The following is a 24,518-nucleotide window of genomic DNA, read 5'->3' on the forward strand; positions in this document are numbered from 1 at the left end:
TCCCTTCAAGTATTGCTATATATAATTATTACAAATATTTCGCAATATGTATAGCTTTTTTTGTAAAATTTAGCATATTTTTATAAAATTAACTGAAAAAGAGTTGTTATATCGTTTTGTGACGATTTATTTACTAACCAAACATAGTAAAGCGGACATTCTTAAATCCGCTTCGCTACTTCCTCATGAACGTTCCTTACTTTTTGGGGATTTTTTGCCTATTTTATGTATAATTTAGCTGATTACCTTATAGGTCAGCCTTACATAATTATCATTAAGCTGTTGGCATTTTTCAAGCTTTAGTACTCCCAGAGCTTTTAATTCATTTATTTTTGTTATTGAATCACCGTCTATTAGTGTTGAAGTATCTTTTCCACCAACTAAAACAGGGGCAATAACTATATCAATATAATCAAAGAGTTTTTTTCTAAGAAACAATCCGTTTATAGTGCCACCACTTTGAATAGTTATACGTTCACAGCCATATTTATTTTTTAATTCCTCTAATGCATCCTCTAAGGATAACTCTTTTTGGTAGATGATATGAAGGTTATCTTCTTTTACCTCAAAAGCAGGATGATTTTTATTGCCGGTAATTAAAACGAAATCTTTAGATTTTGCACAAAAATACTTTACTCCATGTGTCGTAAGATGACTATTGTCCAATAAAACAAAAGAAACTGGAGTTTTTTGGGGATATGACTTTTCATTTACCCCGATTTTTGCCTGTACCCGCCCGGTATTAAATGACCACAAATCTGTAGTCTGCTCAATCTCATAGTACTGTCCCAAGCCTTCTTTCAGTCCATCTATTTGAGGAAAGTCCTTGTCAACATCTAAATCATCCGATGCCCCGGTACTAATCTTTCCATCCACTGACATTAGCATAAAAAGGGTTGTTATTGGTCTGTTATTCATTTTCTACTCTCCTTTTTTCCGTCCTACTTTTTCCTTACAACAACAAAGCCACAGGCAGATGCCCGTGGCTTTATCATTTAATAATGCGGAAGATGGGACTTGAACCCACACGCAAGCAATATGCACAAGATCCTTAGTCTTGCTCGTCTGCCAGTTCCGACACTTCCGCAATTCATGCTCACTCATTTCATGAGCCGAAATATATAATATCACGGCATCATAATAATGTCAACAAGATTTTTAAATAAATTTAATATTTAATTCCTATTGACTTCTTATATTAAAAGATATACAATACTTTTTGTGACTTTTAAGAAGTCCTTTGCGGAAATGGCGGAATTGGCAGACGCGCACGGTTCAGGTCCGTGTGATAGCAATATCATGAGGGTTCAAGTCCCTTTTTCCGCATCATCTTATTATAAGACCAAAGATATACTCTTTAGGTCTTATTTTATTTCAAAGAGAAGAATTCGGTTCCACGAAAAAATGTTTAAGACGCTTTTCTCACTTTCCCCTTTTTCTTTTATCTTAATATTGTTAAGCTCGCTAATTTCTTTAACTCCACAAGTCGATATAGTAAGAAAGGACTATTTTTGTTATAAGTTATAAAGTTACATACCCTTACTTTCTACAAGCTTATACCGGCACAGGGAGGTGCTTAAAATGAAATTGGGAGAAGCAATTCCTATATTTAGAGATTATCGAAAGAAATTGGTGGATGAAACAAGAAATCTTGTTAAAAAACGAGATGCAGCTCAAAAAAATTTTGAAATCACAGGGGAACAGCACTTTGCTGATGAAGCTGCAAGTTTACAACTGTCTGTTGAGCAAACAGACGAAGAATTTAAGAAGAATCAGGAAATACTTGATAGTCTGGCCGAGCAACACTGCCTTGCCTGGAATGCAGAGGTTGCAAGACAGGTATCTGACCCTGAAACCGGTTATGCAGCTACTTTAGGCAAGATTTTAACTACTGTGGCAAGAATGTGCGCCGGAGACAAGGTTCCCTATTCAGATGAGAAAAAAGTTTTGGAGTATGATTCGGAAATGTATGCAAGAGCCAAACAGGCCCAAATGATTATGGCAGCACTTAAAGAAAAACAAAAAGAGTATGATTCATTATGGGATGATGAGGAAGAAACAAATAAATATGACCCTCAAAAAGCTGCTGATGAAGCAGAAGCAAATATTGATATTTCCTGTATTCCAGATACTGATATAGATTTATCTTCTGAGGCCGTAACAAGCGATTTACAGCTCTAAAAATTGATTATATATATAATCATACCCAGATAAAAAAGGTGGCCATTTCCTGTTAAATATAAGGAAAATGACCACTTTATTTATTAATTATTCTTAAAGCTTTCCTGTTTTAATCTGACTATTTTTTCAAGAACATCTACTGCCCCTTCAACGCCAAGCAGACTACTGTCAAGCATCACATTTTTAGTTTCTATCTGATCCCATTTATAATTTGAGAAATATTTATAATGATGACCTCTTTGCTTATCCATACTGTTTATAAGCTTTTTAGCCTGATTTTTCTGAAGATTGTATTTTTGAGAAATGGTTTCAATCCTTACTTCCAACGGTGCATAAATAAAGACTTTAATGCAATCTGGATTTTCCCTTAAAATATAATCTGCCATCCTTCCTACTATTATACAATTTTCTTTAGAGGCAATGTTTTGTATTATCTGTTCTTGTGATCTAAATAATATATCATTTATACTGCCTCTTAAGGAAAGATTATTAGCATAGGGATCAAGAAAACTGTTAATCAGCTTCTCATCCGCCTTATCAAGATATTCTACATCAACGCCACTTTCTTTTGCAGCCATTAAAATCAATTCTTTGTCGTAAAAAGAAAATCCTAATCTTTTGGAAAGTAATTCTCCAATTTCCCTGCCTTTACTGCCGTAATTTCTGCCAATGGTGATTGATATTAATCTATCCACTTATCATACCCCCATATTATTATCTTCTTCTTGAATACATTCGTCTTCGCCCGGGATACGCTCTTCAATATGACCTTCTTTAACTCTTACTTTATCAGGATTATATTTAACAAACTGCCTTTTTATTATACTACTAGCCAATTTTTGTTTATAATCTCTTTCCTCAATTAAGTCCTTCATGAAAAACGCTCCTCTCAGACAAGCAAATTATAGATAAAAAACCTGTTTCTCGAAATAGAAAAACAGGTTATTTAAATAATCACATCCTATTATTACTTTCTTGGCTGCTGTAAAAAATCGGGAATATCAAGTCCTCTTTGTTTTACTTTGCTTTCAATGACACCAGGATTCATATTCAGGTAGTCATTTTGAGGATAGTTATTTTTGCCATCTTGGTAATCAAAATTTGGATTATAATTTTGTGATCTATTTGTAAAATCATTATTTACTCTGGCATTACCCCTGCTTGTATTACCCATAGCCGACTTTTGCATAATAGGTCCGGCATTTGGATTTAATCTAGGCACATCCTTTAATCCTGTAGCAATTACAGTAATTGTGGTCTCATCTGTCCTACTCTCATCATAAAAAGCACCAAATATGATGTTAGTATCGTTTCCGGTAAGTTCTCTAACATGGTTAGCTGCCTCATCAGCATCAAATAAGCTGACATCACCGGAAATATTAATAATTACATCAGAAGCACCTCTTATATCTGTATCAAGAAGCGGACTTGAAATAGCCTGTGATACAGCATCCAATGCTTTTGAATCACCTGTTGCTGTACCAATACCAACATGAGCAATACCCTTATCGCTCATTACAGTCTTAACATCCGCAAAATCAAGATTGATAAGAGATGGACGATTAATAAGATCTGTAATTCCCTGAACAGCCTGCTTTAAAACTTCATCAGCCACTTTTAAAGCTTCCGGCATGGAAGTATTCCTGTCTACAATTTCTAATAATTTATCATTAGGTATGATAATAAGAGTATCGACATGCTGTTTTAAATTCTCAATACCTAAATTAGCATTTTCCATACGTACTCTTGCTTCAAATTTGAATGGTTTTGTTACTACACCAACTGTAAGTATACCCATTTCTTTAGCAATTTCCGCAATAACAGGTGCTGCACCTGTTCCTGTTCCACCGCCCATTCCGCAGGTAACGAAAATCATATCCGCTCCTTCAACGACTCTGGCAATGTCTTCTCTGTTTTCTTCTGCTGCCTTTGCTCCTATCTCAGGTTTTGCTCCGGCACCTAATCCCTTGGTAAGCTTCTCCCCTATTTGTATAAGTCTCTCAGCTTTGCAAAAATCCAATGCTTGTTTATCTGTATTAATTCCAACAAACTCCACACCGGTAATATTTCCGTCAACCATTCTGTTTACTGCATTATTCCCGGCTCCGCCAACACCAATTACAATAATTTTTGCTCCAGAGTCTGTCTCTTTCATTCTAAGTTCAAGCAAGTTTTTTCCTCCTAACTTAACTTCGTTACGATTTAATTTATGATATAAATACTTAATACTCTCATAACAATTTTAAGTATATCATATATTTTTTTCAAATAATATTCAACATTATTTTTCAAAATTTTATACTTTATTAATTCTTATTTTTAATTTCAAAAGAAATGCTATCATCATTTCCATCAAAATTTTCCATGTGCAAAATACCACTTTTTGAAGAAATTTCCTGGACTATGGCACTTAAGTTAGAGCATTTCTCTTTCAAATACTTATCAGCTCCAAGATATACCACTGCATCTTTAAATTTCAGTTTTATGTTTGATAATGATTTAAAATCTATTTTGTCAGGTGATAATTTATATTTATCAAGCATTTTTGTCACATCCAAAATGCAGTTAAATACATCCTCATCCTCCACAGGTATTTTTTCATCCATTAACACATGGTCAAAGACAAGGCCTGATATTTTAGGTGCTATATCTTTTGAAGCTGTGGTACTTTCCACTACTATTCCATCTGTGTCAAAATACATTTTAACCCCTAGACACTCCACATAGCCAAGTACTTTTTTTTCATAAACCGTAAATTCTATTTCGGAAGGTGAAATAATATTCATCTCCACTGCATCCATAAAAGGAATATTGATATTTTTTGCGATTTTGTATTTATACCAGACAAAAATTGTATTTTCAAGGGGAATATTTTTTAATAACAATTCTTTTATTTCCTCTTTGGAATACCTTTCGTTCCCCTTAATGGTTACTTTTTTTACATTAAATATCAATAATGCTGATAAAACCAATACTGTTAAGCTTAAAACGATAACCGCCAAAAAGACTATAGTTTTTTTGTTTCCTGTTTTCATAACTCAAAACCTAATTCAATCCAAGATTTACATTTAAAGAAACATTAAATACAACGCCAAATTCTGCCAGTAAAAACATCAGGCTGGTGCCTCCATAGCTGATAAAAGGCAGTGTAACACCTGTATTTGGCAATAAGTTAGTAACAACACAAACATTTAAAACAACCTGTAATCCAACATGAGCCATTACACCAATTACCAGTAATGAAGCAAAAAGGTCTGTTGTACTCATGGCTATTTCTCTCATTCTGTATAAAATCAGGGCAAAGAGCAATAAGACACAAATAGCACCGATTATTCCTAATTCTTCACATATTACTGAAAAAATCATGTCATTTTGTGCTTCCGGTATATAACCTAACTTTTGTGTACCATTTCCCAGGCCTTTACCAAATAATCCCCCTGAACCAATGGCATAAAGACCATGAAGGGTTTGATAGGCATCATCAGGATATTTTTCCGGATGAATCCATTGGGCAATTCTTTGCATCCTGTAGGAAGCCAGATTAATAAACAGCCATACTCCTGCCGCCCCAGCCAGTATCGGCAATAAAAATACGAATTTCTTTCTGCTTTCTATAAATAGCATTATAAAAGCAATTCCGGCTATTATTACCGCTGTACTTAAGTTTTCCAAAGCAATAGGTAATATTAAAATACCCAGCATAACTCCGACTTTTATGAGTGAATTAACCTTTTCCATTATCTTTGGTGCTTCGCTAATCATATATGCCAAAATCATTATGGTAGCCACTTTAGCGATTTCAGAAGGCTGAAATCTGATAGGTCCAAGCTTAATCCATCTTGTAGAACCATTTGCTCCTTTTCCGATAAATAAAACCAATACCGAAAGGAGAAATGAAACAATATATGCAGGAAAAGCCAGATATTTATATAATCTGTACGGGAAAACCAGTGCCATAAAAAATACAACCACTGCAATAGCCAGATTTTTTAACTGCTGTTTTAAATAAAAGGCATCATCATAGTTAGAAACAGAGGATAAACATGCCGTATAATAAGTAGCGCTATATAACATTACCATTCCAAAACATATTAAAAAAATCAATAAAAATAATAATTGATAATCAAAATATTTCTTTTTCTTTCCTCTCTTATCTTGCGCCATGCTTATTTCTCCCCTCGCAACATTATAATTTGCTTACAAGTTCTTTAAATAACCTGCCTCTTTCTTCGTAATTCGTAAACATACCCCAGCTTGCACAGGCAGGGGACAATAAAACCGCTTCGTCTTCCTTTGCATTTTCTACGCATATTTTAACTGCTTCTTCTAAGGAATCAGCAAAAACATAATCAGTAAAACCGTGTTCTTTCGCACATTGTGCAATTTTTTCCCTGGTCTGACCTATTAAAACCAGTAATTTTACCTTTCCATTGAAGCTTTCAATCCATTCATCATAAGAGGAATTTTTATCATATCCCCCTCCTATAAGGCAGGTTTTTCTACTCATGGCATTTATTCCTTTTATGGCTGCATCCGGATTTGTTCCTTTAGAATCATTATAAAAATAAACACCGTTCTTTTTGCCGCAAAATTCTATCCTGTGTTCTACGGCTTTAAAACTTTTTACAACTTCTGAAATAACATCTAACGGTACATTTATTGCAATGGCCATTCCACAGGCAGCCATAACATTTTCGTGATTATGGGTACCCAGTATATTTAATTCATCAAATTTACAAATTTCATTTTCTTTATTCCCATCATTATAAATAATGGAGTCATGTGATGTATATAATCCTTTGTCCAATTTTCTTTTACTTGAGAAAAATATAACGGAAGCCTTTATTTCATCTGCAATTTTTCTAACATTTTCATCTTCGTAGTTTAATATGCAAAAATCAGCTTCTGTTTGATTTTTGGTAATATTTTTCTTGGCATTAATGTAATTTTCAAAGGTGTGATGCCTGTCTAAATGATCCGGTGTAAGGTTTAATATAGCAGATACCACCGGATGATAATTTTCTATTGTTTCAAGCTGGAAACTGCTGTTTTCAAGAACACTTATTGAATCTTTATCTGTGTCCATAACAGTTTTGGTATAGGCAATTCCAATATTTCCTGCCACAAATGTCTTTTCATTATATTTTTTCATTATCTCGCCTAATAAAGATGTGGTAGTAGTTTTTCCGTTTGTACCTGTTATCGCCATTACTTTTCCCTTTTCAAAGGCGAAAGCAAGCTCAACTTCACCCCACACTACTGCACCGGCTTTTTTGAATTTTAATACATCTTCGTTATCTGTAGGCACTCCGGGACTTAAAACTAAAATATCTGTTTCGTTAATAATCTCATCTGTAAGTTCCCCTAAAATAAGCTTGAAATTATTGCTTTCCGGTAGTTTGTTTAATATTTCGCTTTTATCTTTATTTATATTGGAATCATATAAAACAGTATCAGCATTATTCATTAATAGAAGTCTGCATGACCCTATTCCACTTATTCCGGCTCCAAAAACTAAAAATTTCTTATTGTCTATGTCCATGATTTAAGATTTCCTCCTGATGTTTATAAAACTATTTTATACAAAGATAAAAGACAAAGTAAAAAAGTCACAATGGTAAAAATAGCAACCACTCTGGTTTCTGACCATCCACTTAACTCAAAATGATGATGAATAGGTGCCATTTTAAAGATTCTTTTTCCATGAGTTGCCTTGAAATATCCCACCTGCATAATTACTGATACTACTTCAACAAGATAAATAAAGCCAATTATTGGTATAAATAAAGGCATTTTAAGCATATATGCACTTCCGGCAATAAATCCACCTAAGGCCAATGAACCGGTATCACCCATAAACACTTTTGCCGGATAAGCATTAAATACCAAAAATCCTAATAAAGCCCCCATTACTGCGGCAGCGATAGGCTCTATACCACCTGACATAACTTTTGAAGCAATAAGGAAAAAACCTGCTGTTACAATGGTAACGCTGGTTGCAAGACCATCCACTCCATCTGTAAAATTGGTTCCATTTACCGTACCCAAAACCACAAAAAACAAAAGAGGAATGGCAATGTATGGTGATATTGCAATAGAATCAGCCGGAACAAAAGGTATAATCATATCCAGTGACATTCCCTGTTTTTTTATCATTACATAACAAAATATAGCAGTTATTATAAATTGTAACAACAGTTTTTGCCATGCAATCAGCCCGTCAGAACGCCTTAAGACAACTTTTAAATAATCATCTAAAAAGCCAATAATTCCAAAGCCTATGGTAAGTACCAAAACCGGTAAAATCCTTTGGAAATCTTTAGCAAAAAATAATGATACTATAAGAATACTTACCAGCATCATTATTCCCCCCATAGTTGGAGTTCCTGCTTTTTTTAGATGAGATTTAAGCTCTTCTCTTTCTGTTTGCCCTACCTTTAATCTGATTAAAAAAGGAATCATAAAGGGTCCTTGTATAACTGTAATAATAAAAGCCGCAATCAATGGCAAAATAACTGTTTTTTCCATGATAAAAATCCTTCCTTTTGATTAATTCTCGGTAAAATATTATAGTCCGTCTTATTTTCCATGTAAAGTATTTTTCTTGCGAAAACACCTTGATAAGTATATTTATTCATCCGGATAAATATTCATATATGGTAATATTTCTGTGAGAATATCCCTTGCCAGACCGGAAGAATATTTACCCTGAGTCTGATCTGCATCATTTAATTCATCAACTACCACATATATAACCACCTGCGGATTGGTCTGAGGTGCATAACCTATGAAAGACAATACATACTTTTTATTCCCTCTTGGAAGTTTTTCTGCCGTTCCGGTTTTTCCACCCATTGAATAGCCTTCCACCTTAGCAGCCTTTGCGGTACCTGAAATTGTAGCTGTATACATATAACTTTTCAACAAATCACTGGTTTCTTTGGTAATAGTCTGTTTTACTAAAGTTCCCTCATTTGCCTTTACTGTATTTCCGTCTGAGTCTGTTATCCTTTTTACAACATGAGGCTGATAGTAATATCCCCCATTAATGACAGAGCAAAATGCCGCCCCGTTTTGAATCATTGTAATATTATAACCCTGTCCAAATGAGTTCGTAGCCAAATCAATCTCTTTCATGGTTTCTGCCGTATACATTAAACTGGCTGTAGAAGCTTCTCCCGGAAGATCTATCTGGGTTTTTAATCCAAAACCAAAAATGTTTTGCCAGTTTGTAAAGCTTTCAATACCGATTTTTCCACCGATTTGCATCAAAACATCGTTACAGGAATTTGAAAGGGCATCTTCTAATGTTTCAGCTCCATGACCTGATCTTTTTCCACAATGAATAACATTACTTCCTATTTTTTCCGAGCCGTCACAATAAAATGTATCACTTGGTTTTATAACTCCATCTTCTAATGCTGCTGCTATGGTAAAAGGTTTAACCGTAGAGCCCGGTTCAAAAGTCGCTGTCAGGCAATAATTATTCCATATTTCATTTAAAGCGTTTGTCTTATCTTCATCGCTCATTGCCGCAATCTGTTCTTGTGTATAATAAACTGACAGATTACTTGGATCATTTAAGTCAAACTGTGGATATTGAGCCATGGCAAGTATTTCCCCATTATTAGGATTCATAACCATAACTGCGGTCTTTTTGCTTCCTGCTCCTTCCCTTGCCACATTTGCATGTTCATCATTAAATTGATTAATTTTATCTTCTACAATTTTTTGAATATTTGAATCTATAGTTGTTACTATAGAGTTTCCATCTTCTGCTTCTTTTATATTCTCAACTTTTTCATTCTCGGAACCAATATAACTGTATATTTTTCCTTCTGTTCCGTTTAATTCCTCGTCATATTCCAGTTCAAGACCTATATTTCCCTTGTTTCCTGATGAAGTATAACCAATTACACTAGATGCCAAAGATTTAAAAGGATATTTTCTTGTGTATATTTTTTCAAGCCATATACCTCCAAGATAGGTATTTTTTTTATCATCCTCCAAAATTCCCATTAATGATTTTACCTGGTCATAGGAATATTTATTATCTTTATTTAATACAACATAATGGCTGTTTGGTGATTTTTCCAAGGCAGCGGTAATGGTTTTTTCGTCCAAACCTTCTATATTAGTCGTAATAGCCTCTATAGTGCTTTTTTTGTATATATCACGACTGTCATCATTTTCCTTTAAACGAGAATTTCTACTCTCATCACCGGTGGTAATTACATAACAATCCAACACAAGGTTATAGGAATCCTCACTTATAGCCAAAATATTTCCGTTTGTGTCATAAATAGTTCCTCTTTTATATGCAAGGGTTTTTGTTGTAGATTTGCTTTTTAACTGTGAAAGAGCAATTTTTTGATAGTCAGCACCATTGGTAGCATTAATATATACTATTCTAATAGCGACAACTAAAAATATAATGATAAAAAAAGAGAATGTAAGCCTAAGCCTTTTTTTCATATGTTTAGCAAGCTGATATAAACTAAAGTCTCTGGTTTTATTCCCATGGGAATTGCTTTTTATGTTATCTCTATGATTTTTATGCTTTTTTTTGCTGTTTTTTCTATGTATACTACGCCTGTCTTCTGTCATTTTTTCTCCTGCCAAATAATTTTCTTATTTACTTTGTGGGGATATCTTCATATTGATTCATACAATCATCTTCCTCAACATTATAATTATAAATCTGATCCTTATTAGGATAAACCATGCCATATTCATCTATGGCAATCCTTTTTATTTCATTATAATCAATAGATGATAATATTCTATCATAATGTGTGTCATTGTCATCCTTTAATTCAATAATTGCCTGTTTTGTGGAAGATATTTCGTCTTTAAGATTAATCTGGTCGGATTTTAACTTCAAAAGTACCAAAAAAGAACAACAAACCATTAATGCACAGATAGATAGAAAAACAACATACCCTGCACTAAAGTTAAGTTCCCTGTTTCTTTTATTTACAATACGCGGATCAATTCTTTTGACCGGCCTTTTATTTTTTCGTCTTTTGGGAAATCTTTCAGGCTCAATTTGCGGAGCCAGGCTTCCATACATATATCTTTTATCTTGTCTTGTTGCCAATAATAACACTCCCTTTACAAAACACGCTCAAAAACTCTAAGTTTTGAACTTTTGGATCTGCTGTTATTTTCCTGTTCTTCTTTAGAAGGAATTATAGGCTTTCTTGTAATAATTTTCCCTTTTGAGACCCTTCCGCATACACAAACCGGAAAATTATCCGGGCAAATGCAAGGATCCATAGCTGTTTTAAAAATATTTTTTACAATTCGATCTTCCAAAGAATGAAAAGTAATAATGCAAATCCTTCCCCCATCATCAAGCATGTCAATCATATCATCCAATGAATCCTTTAAAACACCTAATTCATTGTTTAATTCAATTCTAAGTGCCTGAAATGTCCTTTTAGCAGGGTGTCCGGAATTTTTTTGAACTTTCATGGGAATTGCGGCACTGATTACCTCGCACAATTCCTTAGTCGTAGTAATATCGGACTTTTCCCTTCTGTTTACAATATGTTTAGCAATGTTTTTCGCAAACTTGTCTTCCCCATAATCTCTAATTATTCTAAATAAATCTTTTTCTGAATAATTATTTATAATATCTTTAGCTGTAATCTCTTTATCTGTATCCATGCGCATATCCAAAGGAGCATCATGCATATAGCTAAATCCTCTGGAAGGCTCATCCAACTGATAAGAAGAAACACCTAAATCTAATACTATTCCATTTACCTTTTCCACGCCTTCTTTTTGTAAGGCTTTTTTCATATTACAATAGTTGTCATGAATAAGAGTAATCTTGTCTGAAAACTCTTCAAGTCGTTTTGATGCAGCCTTAAGTGCAGCTGTATCCTGATCTATTCCATAAAAATGTCCTTTATCCGACAGTCTTTTACAAACTTCGTAAGCATGTCCACCACCGCCTAATGTTCCATCAACATATATTCCATCCGGTTGTATGTTAAGATTTTCTATTGTTTCTTCCAGCAATACGGACTTATGCTTAAATTCCATTTTTCAAAACTCCTCTACCTCTATAATGTAATATCAAATTCTTCCATCTGTTCTGCAATAACATCCATGTCTTCATATTCTTCATTGGATTCTTTCCAGGTTTGCTGATTCCAGATTTCAATTTTATTAATTACACCCACAATTACAATATCTTTATCAATATTAGCATATTCTCTAAGATTTACAGGTATTAAAACTCTGCCTTGTTTATCAACATCGCATTCACAAGCTCCAGCCATGAAAAATCTAACGAACTGACGGGAACTTTTCTTGGTAAGTGGTAATTTTTTAAGTTTTTCCTCAAAAACCTTCCATTCGTTTTTCTGGTAAATGTAGAGACAACCATCTAACCCTCTGGTAATAATCATACCTTCGGTCATATCTTCCCTGAATTTCGCAGGTAGGATAAATCTGCCTTTTGAATCAATTGTGTGATTGTACTCTCCCATAAACATATTAATATGTCCTCCACTTACCATCCATTATCAACCACAATCTTACCACTGCGTTACCACTATATCGACAATTTTAAACTAATTTTTAACTCTTTTCAAGGTAGAATAAATTTATTTTAAGTTTTTATAAACTTTTTATAAAAAATAAACAGAATTGTCGCTAAACTCACCATTACTTTTTGTGTAATAGTACTTAAGTCCTAACAACAATTCTGTTTGAATATTTTCACTTATTTAATGTAAAGCGGACATTCTTAAATCCGCTTCGCTACTTCCTCATGAACGCAGTGGCACTTTGTGCCACCTGTCAGAAGGGGCTTTAACCCCTTCTGACACTAGTAAGCTTATATCCCCGCTTAAAGCTTACGCTTTTGAAGCGGGGGATTGCTTACACTGGTAAAGCGGACATTCGGAATCCGCTTCGCTACTTCCTCATGAACGCAGTGGCACTTTGTGCCACCTGTCAGAAGGGGCTTTAACCCCTTCTGACACTAGTAAGCTTATATCCCCGCTTAAAGCTTACGCTTTTGAAGCGGGGGATTGCTTACACTGCGTTCAAATTTTTATTTTCTTAGGCTGCTGTAAACAACTCCCTTAGAAATACCGCCACGGCAGGCAGCAAGCTCGCTTACCGTAACTAACTGATAGCCCTGTCTTATTAAAGTAGGAATAATCGTCTGGGATGCCATAGCCGTTTGTGTATAAAGATCATGCATTAATACTATGTCTCCGTCTTTTATTCTGCTTAATACAGCTGAAATCGTACTTCCTGCATCCCTTGTTTTCCAGTCAAGGGTATCAAGTGACCACAAGATTATAGGCATTCCTACTGTTGATTGTACGGTGGAATTATAGCTTCCTCCCGGTGGTCTCATTATAGTAGGGGCTACTCCCGTAACAGACAAAACTGCGCTGTTTGTCTGACTTATCTGGCTACTGATGGTAGCTGCCCCGGTTGAGGTAAGGATGGTATGACTAAATGTATGATTTCCAATTTCGCATCCTAAAGAGTAGGCTCTTTTTACCGTAGAAGCATAACTCCCCACTCTGTTTCCCACCACAAAGAATGTGGCTGCCGCATGGTTTTGTTCCAATGTATTTAATATGGTAGAAGTGGCAGGTGAAGGCCCGTCATCATAGGTCAACGCCACCATCTTTGCGTTTGTATCTATCTTTCTATAGAGGATTCCCTGACTGTTAAAATAACACAGGAAATTCCCAACTACTCTAAAGGAGTCCACACACATTATTCCAAGATTATCAAAATAATACTGATTTCCATTAATGATTTGGAATCCTGTTACCGCTCTTGCGTCATTTCCAAAATAATATGTAGCTGAATTTACAGTTTTAAACTGATTTTGAACAGCCTTACCATCATTTTCAAAAAACATTATGTAATTGGTATTTGAAATGTTTACACTTAAAAGCCCACCGGTATATGCCCATCCGTTATTCTTGAAATAATAATAATAATGTCCGCCATTTACCGTGACATTTTTTAATCCACCAGTATAAGCTTTTCCTGATGAAGTAAAGAAAAATATGGCATTTTTTCCACCTATCTTTAAGGATTTAAGTCCATTAGTAAAGGCTCTGCCGTTTGTTAAAAAGTAATAATAATCCGTATTTTTAGAATTTTTTACAGATTTATAACCACCACAAAAGGCTCTGCCGTTTTTCTGAAAGAAGTAATAATAGTATCGACCCTTTACTTTTACCTTCTTTATCCCAGATGTAAAAGCTCTTGCATTTTGCGTGAAATAGTAATAGCAGTATTTTTTACCTACTTTTATTTTTTTAAAGGTATTTTTAACTGCTTTAGCGTATTTTCCAAAATAATAATAACAATTCTTTTTACCGATTTTTATTTTTTTAATGGTATTTACCACTGCTCTAGCCCTGGAGGCAAAATAATAATAATTCGTGTTTTTTCCGCTTTTGATTTTCTTAAATTTATTAATTAAGGCTTTCCCGTTAGACCCGAAATAGTAATAATATCCTTTAATTTTCTTAAGGGTATTTTTTATGGCTTTTCCCGTTGAATCAAAATAAAAATAGGTTCTTTTGCCCTTTAATTTAAAATACTTAAAAGTATTGGTAATAGCTTTTGCCCTACTTCCAAAGTAATAATAATACTTATGCTTTCCTACCTTTAAATATTTCAAAGTGTTTGTGACGGCTTTTCCTGTGCTTCCAAAGTAATAATAGTATCTGTTACCATCTCTGACTATTGTTTTAAAGGTATTGGTAATAGACTTTCCATCACCTTTAAAATAAAAATAACATTTTTTCCCGCTGACAGTTACAGCTTTAAAGCTGTTTACGAGAGCTTTTCCGTCACTTTTAAAATAATAATAATATTTTTTGTTTTTTATCTTTATCTGTTTTAGAGTATTTACAAGAGCCTTTCCGTCTTTTCCAAAATAATAATAGTATTTTTTCCCGGAAATGCTTATGGCTTTTAAAGTATTTGTAAGTGCTTTCCCCGAATTTGTAAAATAGAAATAATAATTTTTACTTCCTATCTTTACAGTTTTAAAGACATTTTTTACTGCCTTTCCATTTTGGTAAAAATAATAATATCCATCGATTTTTACCAGTCCATCATATTTTTCATCCGGTGTCTGAGTTTGCATTGCAGCATCCGGTGGCATTTGGACCTCATTGGCATATACATGACCTGAAAATACCATAAGTAAAAATACAACAATCAACGAGACACTTATTTTTTTCTTCATTAATACCTCTCCCCTCTAGTTAAAATTATTGTTTAGAAAGCTTTTTTATTTTGATTCTTTTATATGTAATAAATAATGAGGAAAAAACACATATTGCAAAAGCCAATACTCTTGAAACAGGCAAATTAGTGTTCCAAATTAAAAGCTGATCCGTTCTTAAAGCTTCAATAAAGAATCTTCCTAATCCATAAAACATAAGATAAAGCATAAATATTTCTCCCTGAAACGCCTTATGTTTACGATAAACAAGTAAAAATATCAAAACACATAAATTCCAGACAGATTCATACAAAAATGTCGGATGAACCTGTATATATTGAATACCATTTATACTTTCAATATGTTTTTCCATAACCGCCGTAATCTCATTTGCTCTTACTGCTGAAACCGGAAGCTGCATGGCAAACAAATTATTGGTATAATCTCCAAAGGCCTCTCTGTTAAAAAAGTTCCCCCATCTTCCTAATATCTGCCCGGTCAATAATCCCAAAACCACCGAATCAGCAGTCATAAAGAAGCTTATTTTTTTAATCTTTGTATAAAAAAATAAAGTCAAAGCACCTGCTATTACTCCTCCAAATATAGCAAGTCCACCTTCTCTGATATTAAAAATGCTAAAAAGATCATCTTTATAATTGTCCCATGAGAAAATGACATAATATAGTCTCGCTCCGATTATTGAAATAGCCAACAAATAAATGGATAAATCCCATATCATTTCATTTTTAGCACCGTTTTTTCTGGCATCATAATCTGCCAAAAATATACCAAGTATCATACCAAGACCTATGATAATTCCATAAAAGGCAATATCAAAGCCATTAATACTTATGGTTTTGGGAACATAAGAAAGAAAAATGTTTAAATTCGGAAACCCGATACCCATATCCATGATTTTCTTATCCTCCTCCTTTTCTACTCTTTTTAAACTTTTCTTTTATCCTATAGTAATTAAACTTTAAAATAGCAAAAAATTCCCTTGTCATATAATTAGGTAAAAGTATCCTTACCGAACCGGCTGAAATCCCGTAACAATCCTCTATTCCCGCCAGTTTTGCAATTTTTAAGGCCCTATATATATGAAAATTACTGGTACAAATCCCGATTTTCATAAGTTTTTTTCCAGTATATAAAATTTTTTTGGAATTGACTAAATTTTCATAAGTATTATAGGAATTATCTTCCATTAGAATTCTGTACGCATCTATGCCATTTTCTGTTAAAAAATCCTTCATGGCTTTCGCTTCTGTTATTTCCTCTCCCGGCCCCATCCCACCGGATACAACTATCAAAGCAGTGGAATTGATTTTGCCGGCATCAAGGGCACATATAAGTCTTTTTTTCAAAGTTCTTGTTATTTTAGTCTTTTTTACCCTTGCTCCTAAAACAATAATTCCATCTAAATCAGCCGGATATGGCTTTAGCATATGAATAATAATCTGAATCTCTATATAAACAAAATATGTAATGAATGTGAAAATAACTCCCAGAAATAAAACTTTAAAAGGAACAGGAACATAAAGAAAACAATCTGACTTTATGCCTATTCCCAATATAAATAAAGCCAAACTCAGCAGGGGCCAAAACCAGATAAAAGAACAATTAAATCTGGCATATGAACCCGCTGCCAAAAAATAGAGCATAAAAATCCCTGATAATACTATCAAGAAAATATACATATGGAATTACCTGCCACAGCAGTATTTATATTTTTTACCGCTTCCACATGGACATGGTTCATTTCTGCCGACTTTTTTACCCACAATTACTGTATGGGATTTTTTCTGCTTCAGATATAATTCTTTTTTCTTTTTTTCATCGAAAATATTATTCCAAGCAGGAAGATTATAAAGCCAGTCAGCCTTTGCATCTACCATATTCATGTATAATAATTCCTTGTCAAAGCCTAAATTTACAACTGTATCCTCTACCATTTCATCGATAGGATTTGCAACCTTTAAGCTGTCATTAATTCCATCTAAAAATCCCACCATCTCCATAAGTGTGATTCCATATTTATCAGCAAGTTCCTTAACGGTACCTGATACTGTCTCATCAGGATTTGCTAAAAGAATCTCGTATATTTTTTTTTCTTTTTCAAAATAACTGTTCCAGAATCTTTCTATTTCCCTTTTGTCCTTCTTATTTGAGTAGGCATCATCACGCCATTGTTCCAATAAACTCATAATTACAAAACCTTTCTAAATTGTCATAATTTTTTTATACAATGCCATAAGTATATAACATGCTTAAGGGTTTTTCAAACTTTTTTTCGGCCATTTTCTTTACTCAGAATACTTTTTTTGTTATAGTGGAATATGTATTTTATTGTTAAGGATTTTTGCGGTTCTTTGATATATTAGTTATTTTTACCGCAATCTTCTTTTTTGAAAAGAGGTCAAAATGAAAAAAGTAAAGCGTATAGGAGCTATATCCCTTATAGTAGTGCTTTTAGCACTGTATGTTTCTTGTATAATATTCGCACTTATCGGTTCAGAGCTTGCTATTAATCTTTTAAAAATCAGCATATACTCTACCATAGTTTTACCTGTTTTATTATACCTCTGTATGATGTTTATAAAAATGGGTAAAAACAGAAATAACCTGTTAAATGACGCAATAAAAACGAATTCACAATCAAATGAAAAATCTGACAAAAAAAATAACAATGGTGAATGAATCTCCATTGTTATTTTTTATAAGTAAAAGAGTAGATACTATGCTTTTAAACTATTTTACTTTTCTATAAATTATATCATTTCTACCAGGTCCGTTTGAAACCATGGTAATGGGATAACCGATTTTTTCTTCTATAAATTCTACATATTTTCTGCAATTTTCCGGAAGTTCTTCGTAATTTTTAATACCTCCTATATCACATTTCCAACCAGGAAGGTACTCATATACCGGCTTTGCATGTTTTAATTTGGTAGTTGTAGGAAAATCTGTGGTAATTTCTCCGTTAATATCGTAAGCAACACAAACAGGAATTTCATCTAAATATCCAAGTACATCAAGAACTGTGAAAGCCACGTCTGTTGTTCCCTGAAGTCTGCAACCATATTTACTTGCTACAATATCATACCAGCCCATTCTTCTTGGTCTTCCTGTGGTAGCACCGTATTCTCCACCGTCTCCACCACGCTTTCTAAGCTCATCTGCTACCTCTTCATCTAATATTTCTGAAACAAACTCTCCTGCTCCTACTGCACTTGAATAAGCCTTTGTAACAGTGACTATTTTTTTAATCTCATAAGGTGCAAGTCCTGCTCCCACTGCACCGTAACCTGCAAGAGTAGATGATGAAGTAACCATAGGATAAATACCGTGGTCAGGATCTTTCATTGAGCCAAGCTGACCTTCTAAGAGAATATTTTTTCCTTCTTTTAATGACTCATTAAGGAAAAGAGACGTATCACATACAAATGGAGCGATTATTTCTTTATATTTCATTAACTCATCATAAATCTCAGTGGCAACAAGCTTTGGTTTGTGATATAAATGCTCTAATACAACATTTTTTAATTCACAAACTCTGTTTACCTTATCCATTAATTCTTCTTTTTCTTCAAATAACTCACTTACCTGAAAACCTATTTTTGCAAATTTATCTGAATAAAATGGTGCAATACCTGATTTTGTAGAACCAAAAGACTTTCCTGCCAGTCTTTCTTCCTCATATGAATCAAGTAAAACATGATATGACATTACAAGCTGTGCTCTATCGGAAATCTTGATATTTGGCATAGGAACATTTCTTTCCACAATAGAATCAACCTCTTTTTTTAATGTTGGAACATTTAATGCAACACCATTTCCAATAACACTTGTAACATGAGAATAGAAAACTCCTGACGGAAGTGTGTGAAGAGCAAATTTTCCATAATCATTTACTATGGTGTGTCCTGCATTTGCTCCACCTTGAAATCTGACAACTATATCTGCATTTTCTGCAAGAGTATCTGTAATTTTTCCCTTTCCTTCATCGCCCCAATTAGCACCTACAACAGCTGTAACCATTTATTTTCCTCCTTGACGCATTGTATTTATTTTCTGTCTAAAATAATGTTTAATAATATAAATCACAATAACATTATTATCTGATATTATATTTTTTGTAGAATTATTATCTTTACAATGCATTTTTTCTTGTTTTACTTTTTTATTATAGCAATTAATCTTCATAATTAAAATTAATATTTATTTATATTTAATATAAGCTGTACTTATGTTAAAATTTTATAAAAGTGTATCTGATATTGGGGATAATTATTTTATAATAACTTTCCAAGGTATTTCTACTTTGGACTTTACAGGCATAGAAAAGAGGTTTATATGGATATTAATTATGAATATTACAAGGTTTTTTATTATGTGGGAAAGACAAAAAGTATCACTTTAGCATCTGAAATACTGGCTATTACTCAACCTGCAGTCAGTCAGTCTATAAAAAATCTCGAAAAACAGCTGGGTATAAAACTATTTTCCAGGCGTTCAAAGGGAATGCACTTAACTCCAGACGGGGAGATTTTATTTTCCTATGTAGAACAGGGAGTTGAACATATTAAAAAGGGTGAATCCAAGCTTAGAGAAATCCTAAACGGGGAGTACGGAGAAATTCAAATAGGTGCCAGCGATATGACTTTGCAGTTTTATCTTTTGCCTTATCTTGAAAAATTTTATGAATTGCATCCCAAGATAAAAATAAATGTTACAAATGCTCCTACACCTTTAACCATAAAAAATTTAAGGGAGGGAAGCATTGATTTTGGTATTGTTTCTTCACCTTTTGCCAATGTTTCCGGGCTGGATATTACAACAGTGAGAGAAATTCAGGATGTTTTTGTTGCCGGAAAAAGATTTGAATTTTTAAAAGATAAAATTTTATCCTATGATGAATTAAAAAAATATCCACTTATCTGTTTAGAAGGCAATACCAGCAGTAGATCTTATATAGACTCATTTTTAAGGGAAAGAGATGTCATTTTAAATCCTGAATTTGAGCTTGCCACCAGCTATATCATAGTACAATTCGCCTTAAGAAATGTAGGTATTTGTTCAATTGTTGAAGATTTCGCAAAGCAGCTTTTAGATTCCGGTGACATATTTAAACTAAAATTTAATGAAGAAATTCCAAAAAGAAAGATGTGCATTGTTACCAATAAAAAAACTGCCATGTCCTTTGCAGCTTCAAAACTTTTAGATATGCTTTTAGAACCTGACACAGGACTTTAAAAAAGCTTTTATAAAAATCGCACCGGGCCTTAACTCCCGATGCGATAATTTGTTTTCTTAAGGGTATTTCTTATTTTTTAATTTTAACGGTTTTTGCCCGTCCCTTATTTTTCATAAGTTTTGTGTAGTCAACCAGTTGTAAATCCGGTTATTTTCCATTCATTTACAATTAATTTGACAGTTACATACAGGTATGTACTAGTATCAGGATAAAGTGCTGAATCCTCTACCGTTTCTACATCTAGATTTACACCAATCCAGTATTCATCATAATCTTTATCATAAATTACTGCATCTTCACCTTTGTCATAACTATTTATCTTGGCAGTAGCCATTCCAAATACATCGTTTTCATGAAAGTATTCTTTTTCAAGCATGCTGTCACTACAATATTTTTTCATACCTTCATAGTCTTTTACTTCAAAGCATTTAAAAAATGCATCAATTACTTCTTTTTGTTCTTTAGTTGCCTCAGTAATCAACTTTTCATCCGCATTATTATCTGCTATTTTATCCGTTTTTTCATTTTCTGTTACTGTAGATACGCTCTTTTTCTCTGCGTTAGAACTATTTCCGCATGAAACTATCGAAAAAGAAAGTGCTATTGCACATATTGCAATTATGAATTTATTTTTCATATTTCTCCTCCTTGTGTGAATATTAGTTTATTATATTAGATAAAACTAATAAAAGCTACCTACAATATGTATATATTTCACCTGTTTGCCCGAATATTTTGTTTTTAACGGAACATTCCACAACCTACCTGATACTCCAGTTGAATTCTGAGCTATTAATACATCTGTTTTTTGGATCCAATCTCCATTTGTTCCAATATTGTTTACACATCCACATATAAACATTGTGTGAGTTGCTTTTCCGTTTTTAACTCTTTGAACAAGATCTCCTAATCTTGTTGTAGAAAGTCGACATCCACCTGCTCTTAATCCTTTAATATCGTGTGATCCGACGTTGTTTCTAAAATATTGTCTAAATAATTCAGCACTACTCCACGCACCTGCCCTATTATTAGCATTATTATAATACCATGTATAGTTACCAACATTATCTTGAACAATTCCTCCAGCTTTTAGGCATTGGGATGTAAAATTAGTACAATTTCCTCCCATTTGTTCAAAATTTACATAAGCTGGATTTGGATTACGATAGTATTTAAAAGCGTATTGATATGCAGCGTTTCTATTATATTTATGATAAGAAAAGCTTGCCGCACCAACACAAGGAACTTCTCCTCCCCCAATTATTTCTATATCTTCATCATCTGAAATATTATTATTATCAGAATTCAAATAGTTTCGTTTAATACTTTGTTCCTCTCTTGTAATTTCTTTCTTTTCTTTTTTCAATGCATCATCAACTTTTTTGCTTACTTGCTCAACAGTTGAATTATCAGTAATGCCAAGTTCTTCTCTAAGTTCGTCATAATCATTATCTACAACTATTTTAAACGACTCTTTTTGTGATTTTAAAATGATATAATGATATACAAGTTCTTCTGATTCTTGATTTTTTACGCATCCATATTTCATTTTTGTATAATCTTCCAAAGAAACATAATACAAATCATTTTTTTCTTCTACACTTTTTATATCTACTGAATGATTTGTAATTTTATAACTAAGATCATCAATTTGTGCAAGTCTTCTTTTAATTGTGTAATCCAGATAGATGTACTCAACTGACTTATCTTTTTCATAATACTTCTCTGCTTCTTTATCATCGATAGACAAATTCCCTTTAGAACTACATATAAAATCCATATATGAATTCAAAAAGTCGGTGAGACGATTATAATTTTTAAAACTGTGTATATCTCTCAAATAACCAAAAGAATTCGATTTTTCTTTTGTATCAATTACATTATTTGTCTGTCCACTAGCAGCCGCCACAGGCAAATAAAACATAAAGGTCAAAATGAATCCCAAAATCATTACAAATATTCTTTTCGAATTTTTAAAATTCAATTTAATCATAAATTATTCTCCTTTTTCATGTTGTTTTTCTTAACGTATTATATTTTTGTTTAACAAGTCTTAGCAGACTTTTTGTTATTTATTTTTATCATCTCCCTACCATAAAACAGACAAGTATTCTGTTTTATCAAAATTTAAATGCCAAAAAGTCTAAAACTTGTCATTTGTGACTTCTAAACACTTATAAAGTGGACATTTTTAAATCCGCTTTACAACTTTCTCATAAACGCAGTGGCACTATGTGCCAGTTGCCATAAGGAACTTTGTCTACATTATGACTCAAATAAGCTTTATACCGTCACTTAAAGCTTACGCTTTTGAAGCGGGGGATTACTTACACTGCGTTCAAAAATAAATAAGGCTTTTTAGAAGTGTTTTTGATTCGACTTTTACCTGCATTATTTAAACAAGGGTTTACTTTTTATCTTGCACTTTATTTGGGGGAACTTGAAAGTAGTGTACGAAGAGTACTCACTTTCATAAGAATTTAGCAAAGGGTTTTAAAAATATCCCTTTACATTAGAATGCTCATAATCGTGATTTTATTTATCCAAAGTATGAATTTACAATCACCTAAGCATAAATAATAACTATGTCTCTTCCCAAAACAAAGTTTAAGATATTTTGTATCCTGACTTAGCTTCATCCTAATAACAGCACCTTCCCGGATTTTCACCCAGTGGTTTATTAAATATATTTGCAATTCATATCGCGATTTGCCTATATCAAAGATATACATTTCCGATTTACAAATAATATCGCTGCTTTCGTCTGCCTTACAGTACGGATAAGCGTGTTTCGGATTTGCACCGGATTCCTTGTTTTTAACTATTTTATAAAATTAATAAAAACGTTTTTTAACATTATTATATCTCTTTAAATATATTATACAATAATTTTATTTTAAAAATTATAGTTTATTTCAGTGATTATTTTTGTTTTTCTCAGTGTTATACCTGATAGATTTAAAAATATCCACTTCAATAAAAAACAATTTTAGGTAAAAAATACAATAAGAAATGCAAACGCTCTTTTATCACATAAACTCTTTACCAAAGTACAAGCTTATATATAGTAGGCGCATAACTCTTTACGATTTCCAGTATATAATTACTGTATTTAAGGGATTAATCCGACTTATCACTTAAAAAACTCCCGTGGACTTAAAAAGAAAATAATTTAGTACAAAATTACTATACATCCTTAGGAATTATATCACTATTTTTTATAATGTAAATATTTTTCTTGCTCCAAGTACTTTTTATTGATAAACTAATGTTTTTTAGCGTTTATTTTTAAAGCATACTAAATATATTAAAAAAGACTATGAAATACTCTGTAAAAAACTGACAAAAAATCGCACCGGGGTTTGAACCCCGATGCGATAGTTTTTTTACTTAACAGTATTCCTTATTTTTTAATTTTAACGGTTTTTGCCTGTCCCTTATTTTTCATAAGCTTTGTATAGCTTTTTACCTTGTTTTTAGGTACTTTGATTACTGCTTTTTTATAAATTCCCTTAAAGGCTTTTGAGTTACTTTATTAGGATAACTTTCTAAAATCTTATTTAACACTCTCAATGGCTATTTAGTAAAGATTCCGGAGACAAAGTTATAACCATCATTTAATAAATCATGGGAACAAATTAAATCAAGCTTATCTCCATCCATTTTATATTTATACACCACATTATTATCGTCATATAAATAAAGATAATCGTCTTGTACTACAAATTCTGTGATTAAAAGATCTAACTTATAAGTATGTAAAACTGTATCATTTTCCATATCCACTTCGATAATTTTTCCGTCTTCTGTTAAGTTTTCTTCATCAACTATACCTACATATAATTTATCATT

The 24,518-nt window shown here is 32.9% G+C and carries 23 protein-coding genes, 2 tRNA genes and 1 riboswitch; of the genes, 4 read left to right on the forward strand and 21 right to left on the reverse strand.

The window, feature by feature from the left end; genetic code table 11:
- Positions 1–234: 234 nt before the first annotated feature.
- Together BM153_RS02210 and BM153_RS02215 are read right to left on the reverse strand one after the other, a co-directional pair.
- Complete coding sequence (locus BM153_RS02210) at positions 235–918, reverse strand: dihydrofolate reductase family protein (RefSeq protein WP_092870309.1); 684 nt, start codon at positions 916–918, stop codon at positions 235–237.
- An 84-nt stretch (positions 919–1,002) separates the two neighbouring features.
- Positions 1,003–1,087 (reverse strand) — tRNA-Leu (locus BM153_RS02215).
- 155 nt (positions 1,088–1,242) lie between these two features.
- On the opposite strand from BM153_RS02215, the gene BM153_RS02220 reads away from it, so the two are divergent.
- Positions 1,243–1,326, forward strand: a tRNA-Leu gene (locus BM153_RS02220).
- Between the two features lie 255 nt (positions 1,327–1,581).
- Positions 1,582–2,181 carry a hypothetical protein gene (locus tag BM153_RS02225; RefSeq protein WP_092870311.1) on the forward strand — a complete coding sequence of 200 codons (600 nt, stop codon included), beginning with the start codon at positions 1,582–1,584 and terminating at the stop codon, positions 2,179–2,181.
- Positions 2,182–2,264: 83 nt separating this feature from the next.
- On the opposite strand, the gene BM153_RS02230 is transcribed toward BM153_RS02225, so the two are convergent.
- From BM153_RS02230 to BM153_RS02295, 15 genes are all read right to left on the reverse strand, one after another.
- Positions 2,265–2,876 (reverse strand): cytidylate kinase-like family protein, encoded by a 612-nt coding sequence (locus BM153_RS02230; protein ID WP_092870313.1) that lies wholly within the window; start codon positions 2,874–2,876, stop codon positions 2,265–2,267.
- Positions 2,877–2,879: 3 nt separating this feature from the next.
- Positions 2,880–3,056, reverse strand: a complete 177-nt coding sequence (locus BM153_RS13585) for a hypothetical protein (protein WP_177205536.1) — start codon at positions 3,054–3,056, stop codon at positions 2,880–2,882.
- Between the two features lie 92 nt (positions 3,057–3,148).
- Positions 3,149–4,336, reverse strand: coding sequence for a cell division protein FtsZ (ftsZ, locus tag BM153_RS02235; protein WP_408606162.1), 1,188 nt, complete (start codon positions 4,334–4,336; stop codon positions 3,149–3,151).
- 151 nt (positions 4,337–4,487) lie between these two features.
- Positions 4,488–5,216, reverse strand: a complete 729-nt coding sequence (locus BM153_RS02240) for a cell division protein FtsQ/DivIB (RefSeq protein ID WP_092870317.1) — start codon at positions 5,214–5,216, stop codon at positions 4,488–4,490.
- A gap of 10 nt (positions 5,217–5,226) precedes the next feature.
- Positions 5,227–6,345 (reverse strand): FtsW/RodA/SpoVE family cell cycle protein, encoded by a 1,119-nt coding sequence (locus tag BM153_RS02245; protein WP_092870319.1) that lies wholly within the window; start codon positions 6,343–6,345, stop codon positions 5,227–5,229.
- A gap of 22 nt (positions 6,346–6,367) precedes the next feature.
- Positions 6,368–7,723: a UDP-N-acetylmuramoyl-L-alanine--D-glutamate ligase gene (gene murD, locus BM153_RS02250; protein ID WP_092870321.1), complete on the reverse strand. Its 1,356-nt coding sequence runs from the start codon at positions 7,721–7,723 to the stop codon at positions 6,368–6,370.
- A 23-nt stretch (positions 7,724–7,746) separates the two neighbouring features.
- On the reverse strand, positions 7,747–8,709 hold the full coding sequence (mraY, locus tag BM153_RS02255) for a phospho-N-acetylmuramoyl-pentapeptide-transferase (RefSeq protein ID WP_092870323.1): 963 nt from the start codon (positions 8,707–8,709) through the stop codon (positions 7,747–7,749).
- Positions 8,710–8,811: 102 nt separating this feature from the next.
- Positions 8,812–10,788 carry a peptidoglycan D,D-transpeptidase FtsI family protein gene (locus BM153_RS02260; RefSeq protein WP_092870325.1) on the reverse strand — a complete coding sequence of 659 codons (1,977 nt, stop codon included), beginning with the start codon at positions 10,786–10,788 and terminating at the stop codon, positions 8,812–8,814.
- A 28-nt stretch (positions 10,789–10,816) separates the two neighbouring features.
- Positions 10,817–11,281, reverse strand: coding sequence for a hypothetical protein (locus BM153_RS02265; protein ID WP_092870327.1), 465 nt, complete (start codon positions 11,279–11,281; stop codon positions 10,817–10,819).
- A 14-nt stretch (positions 11,282–11,295) separates the two neighbouring features.
- Positions 11,296–12,234 carry a 16S rRNA (cytosine(1402)-N(4))-methyltransferase RsmH gene (gene rsmH, locus BM153_RS02270; RefSeq protein WP_092870329.1) on the reverse strand — a complete coding sequence of 313 codons (939 nt, stop codon included), beginning with the start codon at positions 12,232–12,234 and terminating at the stop codon, positions 11,296–11,298.
- Between the two features lie 20 nt (positions 12,235–12,254).
- Complete coding sequence (gene mraZ, locus BM153_RS02275) at positions 12,255–12,689, reverse strand: division/cell wall cluster transcriptional repressor MraZ (RefSeq protein WP_092870331.1); 435 nt, start codon at positions 12,687–12,689, stop codon at positions 12,255–12,257.
- A 563-nt stretch (positions 12,690–13,252) separates the two neighbouring features.
- A complete protein-coding gene (locus BM153_RS02280; RefSeq protein WP_092870333.1) occupies positions 13,253–15,430 on the reverse strand; it encodes a polysaccharide deacetylase family protein in 2,178 nt (725 codons plus the stop codon).
- Positions 15,431–15,455: 25 nt separating this feature from the next.
- A complete protein-coding gene (lgt, locus tag BM153_RS02285) occupies positions 15,456–16,322 on the reverse strand; it encodes a prolipoprotein diacylglyceryl transferase (RefSeq protein WP_092870335.1) in 867 nt (288 codons plus the stop codon).
- Positions 16,323–16,329: 7 nt separating this feature from the next.
- On the reverse strand, positions 16,330–17,109 hold the full coding sequence (locus BM153_RS02290; protein WP_092870337.1) for a YdcF family protein: 780 nt from the start codon (positions 17,107–17,109) through the stop codon (positions 16,330–16,332).
- 6 nt (positions 17,110–17,115) lie between these two features.
- Positions 17,116–17,616 carry an SEC-C metal-binding domain-containing protein gene (locus tag BM153_RS02295; RefSeq protein ID WP_092870339.1) on the reverse strand — a complete coding sequence of 167 codons (501 nt, stop codon included), beginning with the start codon at positions 17,614–17,616 and terminating at the stop codon, positions 17,116–17,118.
- A 217-nt stretch (positions 17,617–17,833) separates the two neighbouring features.
- Between BM153_RS02295 and BM153_RS02300 the strand changes: the two genes are divergently transcribed.
- On the forward strand, positions 17,834–18,109 hold the full coding sequence (locus BM153_RS02300; protein WP_177205537.1) for a hypothetical protein: 276 nt from the start codon (positions 17,834–17,836) through the stop codon (positions 18,107–18,109).
- Between the two features lie 51 nt (positions 18,110–18,160).
- Here BM153_RS02300 and BM153_RS02305 read toward each other — a convergent pair whose 3' ends face one another.
- A complete protein-coding gene (locus BM153_RS02305) occupies positions 18,161–19,450 on the reverse strand; it encodes an adenylosuccinate synthase (protein ID WP_092870342.1) in 1,290 nt (429 codons plus the stop codon).
- A gap of 315 nt (positions 19,451–19,765) precedes the next feature.
- Here BM153_RS02305 and BM153_RS02310 point away from each other — a divergent pair, with 315 nt between their 5' ends.
- Complete coding sequence (locus BM153_RS02310) at positions 19,766–20,665, forward strand: LysR family transcriptional regulator (protein ID WP_092870344.1); 900 nt, start codon at positions 19,766–19,768, stop codon at positions 20,663–20,665.
- Between the two features lie 128 nt (positions 20,666–20,793).
- Here BM153_RS02310 and BM153_RS02315 read toward each other — a convergent pair whose 3' ends face one another.
- The 3 genes from BM153_RS02315 to BM153_RS13590 form a co-directional block, all read right to left on the reverse strand.
- Positions 20,794–21,303, reverse strand: a complete 510-nt coding sequence (locus BM153_RS02315; protein ID WP_092870347.1) for a hypothetical protein — start codon at positions 21,301–21,303, stop codon at positions 20,794–20,796.
- Positions 21,304–21,348: 45 nt separating this feature from the next.
- Positions 21,349–22,659 (reverse strand): amidase domain-containing protein, encoded by a 1,311-nt coding sequence (locus BM153_RS02320; RefSeq protein ID WP_092870349.1) that lies wholly within the window; start codon positions 22,657–22,659, stop codon positions 21,349–21,351.
- 626 nt (positions 22,660–23,285) lie between these two features.
- A riboswitch (cobalamin riboswitch) is annotated at positions 23,286–23,477 on the reverse strand.
- A 765-nt stretch (positions 23,478–24,242) separates the two neighbouring features.
- On the reverse strand, positions 24,243–24,518 hold a 276-nt coding region (locus BM153_RS13590; protein WP_177205538.1), incomplete at its 5' end, for a hypothetical protein.

The sequence above is a fragment of the Acetitomaculum ruminis DSM 5522 genome (assembly GCF_900112085.1).
Lineage (GTDB): Bacteria > Bacillota > Clostridia > Lachnospirales > Lachnospiraceae > Acetitomaculum > Acetitomaculum ruminis.

Excerpts from the sequence above, each read along its gene's own strand:
- BM153_RS02210 (WP_092870309.1), bottom strand. The coding sequence starts at position 918 with ATGAATAACAGACCAATAACAACCCTTTTTATGCTAATGTCAGTGGAT.
- BM153_RS02225 (WP_092870311.1), top strand. The coding sequence starts at position 1,582 with ATGAAATTGGGAGAAGCAATTCCTATATTTAGAGATTATCGAAAGAAA.
- BM153_RS13585 (WP_177205536.1), bottom strand. The coding sequence starts at position 3,056 with ATGAAGGACTTAATTGAGGAAAGAGATTATAAACAAAAATTGGCTAGT.
- ftsZ (WP_408606162.1), bottom strand. The coding sequence starts at position 4,336 with ATGAAAGAGACAGACTCTGGAGCAAAAATTATTGTAATTGGTGTTGGC.
- BM153_RS02240 (WP_092870317.1), bottom strand. The coding sequence starts at position 5,216 with ATGAAAACAGGAAACAAAAAAACTATAGTCTTTTTGGCGGTTATCGTT.
- BM153_RS02245 (WP_092870319.1), bottom strand. The coding sequence starts at position 6,345 with ATGGCGCAAGATAAGAGAGGAAAGAAAAAGAAATATTTTGATTATCAA.
- murD (WP_092870321.1), bottom strand. The coding sequence starts at position 7,723 with ATGGACATAGACAATAAGAAATTTTTAGTTTTTGGAGCCGGAATAAGT.
- mraY (WP_092870323.1), bottom strand. The coding sequence starts at position 8,709 with ATGGAAAAAACAGTTATTTTGCCATTGATTGCGGCTTTTATTATTACA.
- BM153_RS02260 (WP_092870325.1), bottom strand. The coding sequence starts at position 10,788 with ATGACAGAAGACAGGCGTAGTATACATAGAAAAAACAGCAAAAAAAAG.
- rsmH (WP_092870329.1), bottom strand. The coding sequence starts at position 12,234 with ATGGAATTTAAGCATAAGTCCGTATTGCTGGAAGAAACAATAGAAAAT.
- mraZ (WP_092870331.1), bottom strand. The coding sequence starts at position 12,689 with ATGTTTATGGGAGAGTACAATCACACAATTGATTCAAAAGGCAGATTT.
- BM153_RS02280 (WP_092870333.1), bottom strand. The coding sequence starts at position 15,430 with ATGAAGAAAAAAATAAGTGTCTCGTTGATTGTTGTATTTTTACTTATG.
- lgt (WP_092870335.1), bottom strand. The coding sequence starts at position 16,322 with ATGGATATGGGTATCGGGTTTCCGAATTTAAACATTTTTCTTTCTTAT.
- BM153_RS02290 (WP_092870337.1), bottom strand. The coding sequence starts at position 17,109 with ATGTATATTTTCTTGATAGTATTATCAGGGATTTTTATGCTCTATTTT.
- BM153_RS02295 (WP_092870339.1), bottom strand. The coding sequence starts at position 17,616 with ATGAGTTTATTGGAACAATGGCGTGATGATGCCTACTCAAATAAGAAG.
- BM153_RS02300 (WP_177205537.1), top strand. The coding sequence starts at position 17,834 with ATGAAAAAAGTAAAGCGTATAGGAGCTATATCCCTTATAGTAGTGCTT.
- BM153_RS02305 (WP_092870342.1), bottom strand. The coding sequence starts at position 19,450 with ATGGTTACAGCTGTTGTAGGTGCTAATTGGGGCGATGAAGGAAAGGGA.
- BM153_RS02310 (WP_092870344.1), top strand. The coding sequence starts at position 19,766 with ATGGATATTAATTATGAATATTACAAGGTTTTTTATTATGTGGGAAAG.
- BM153_RS02315 (WP_092870347.1), bottom strand. The coding sequence starts at position 21,303 with ATGAAAAATAAATTCATAATTGCAATATGTGCAATAGCACTTTCTTTT.
- BM153_RS02320 (WP_092870349.1), bottom strand. The coding sequence starts at position 22,659 with ATGATTAAATTGAATTTTAAAAATTCGAAAAGAATATTTGTAATGATT.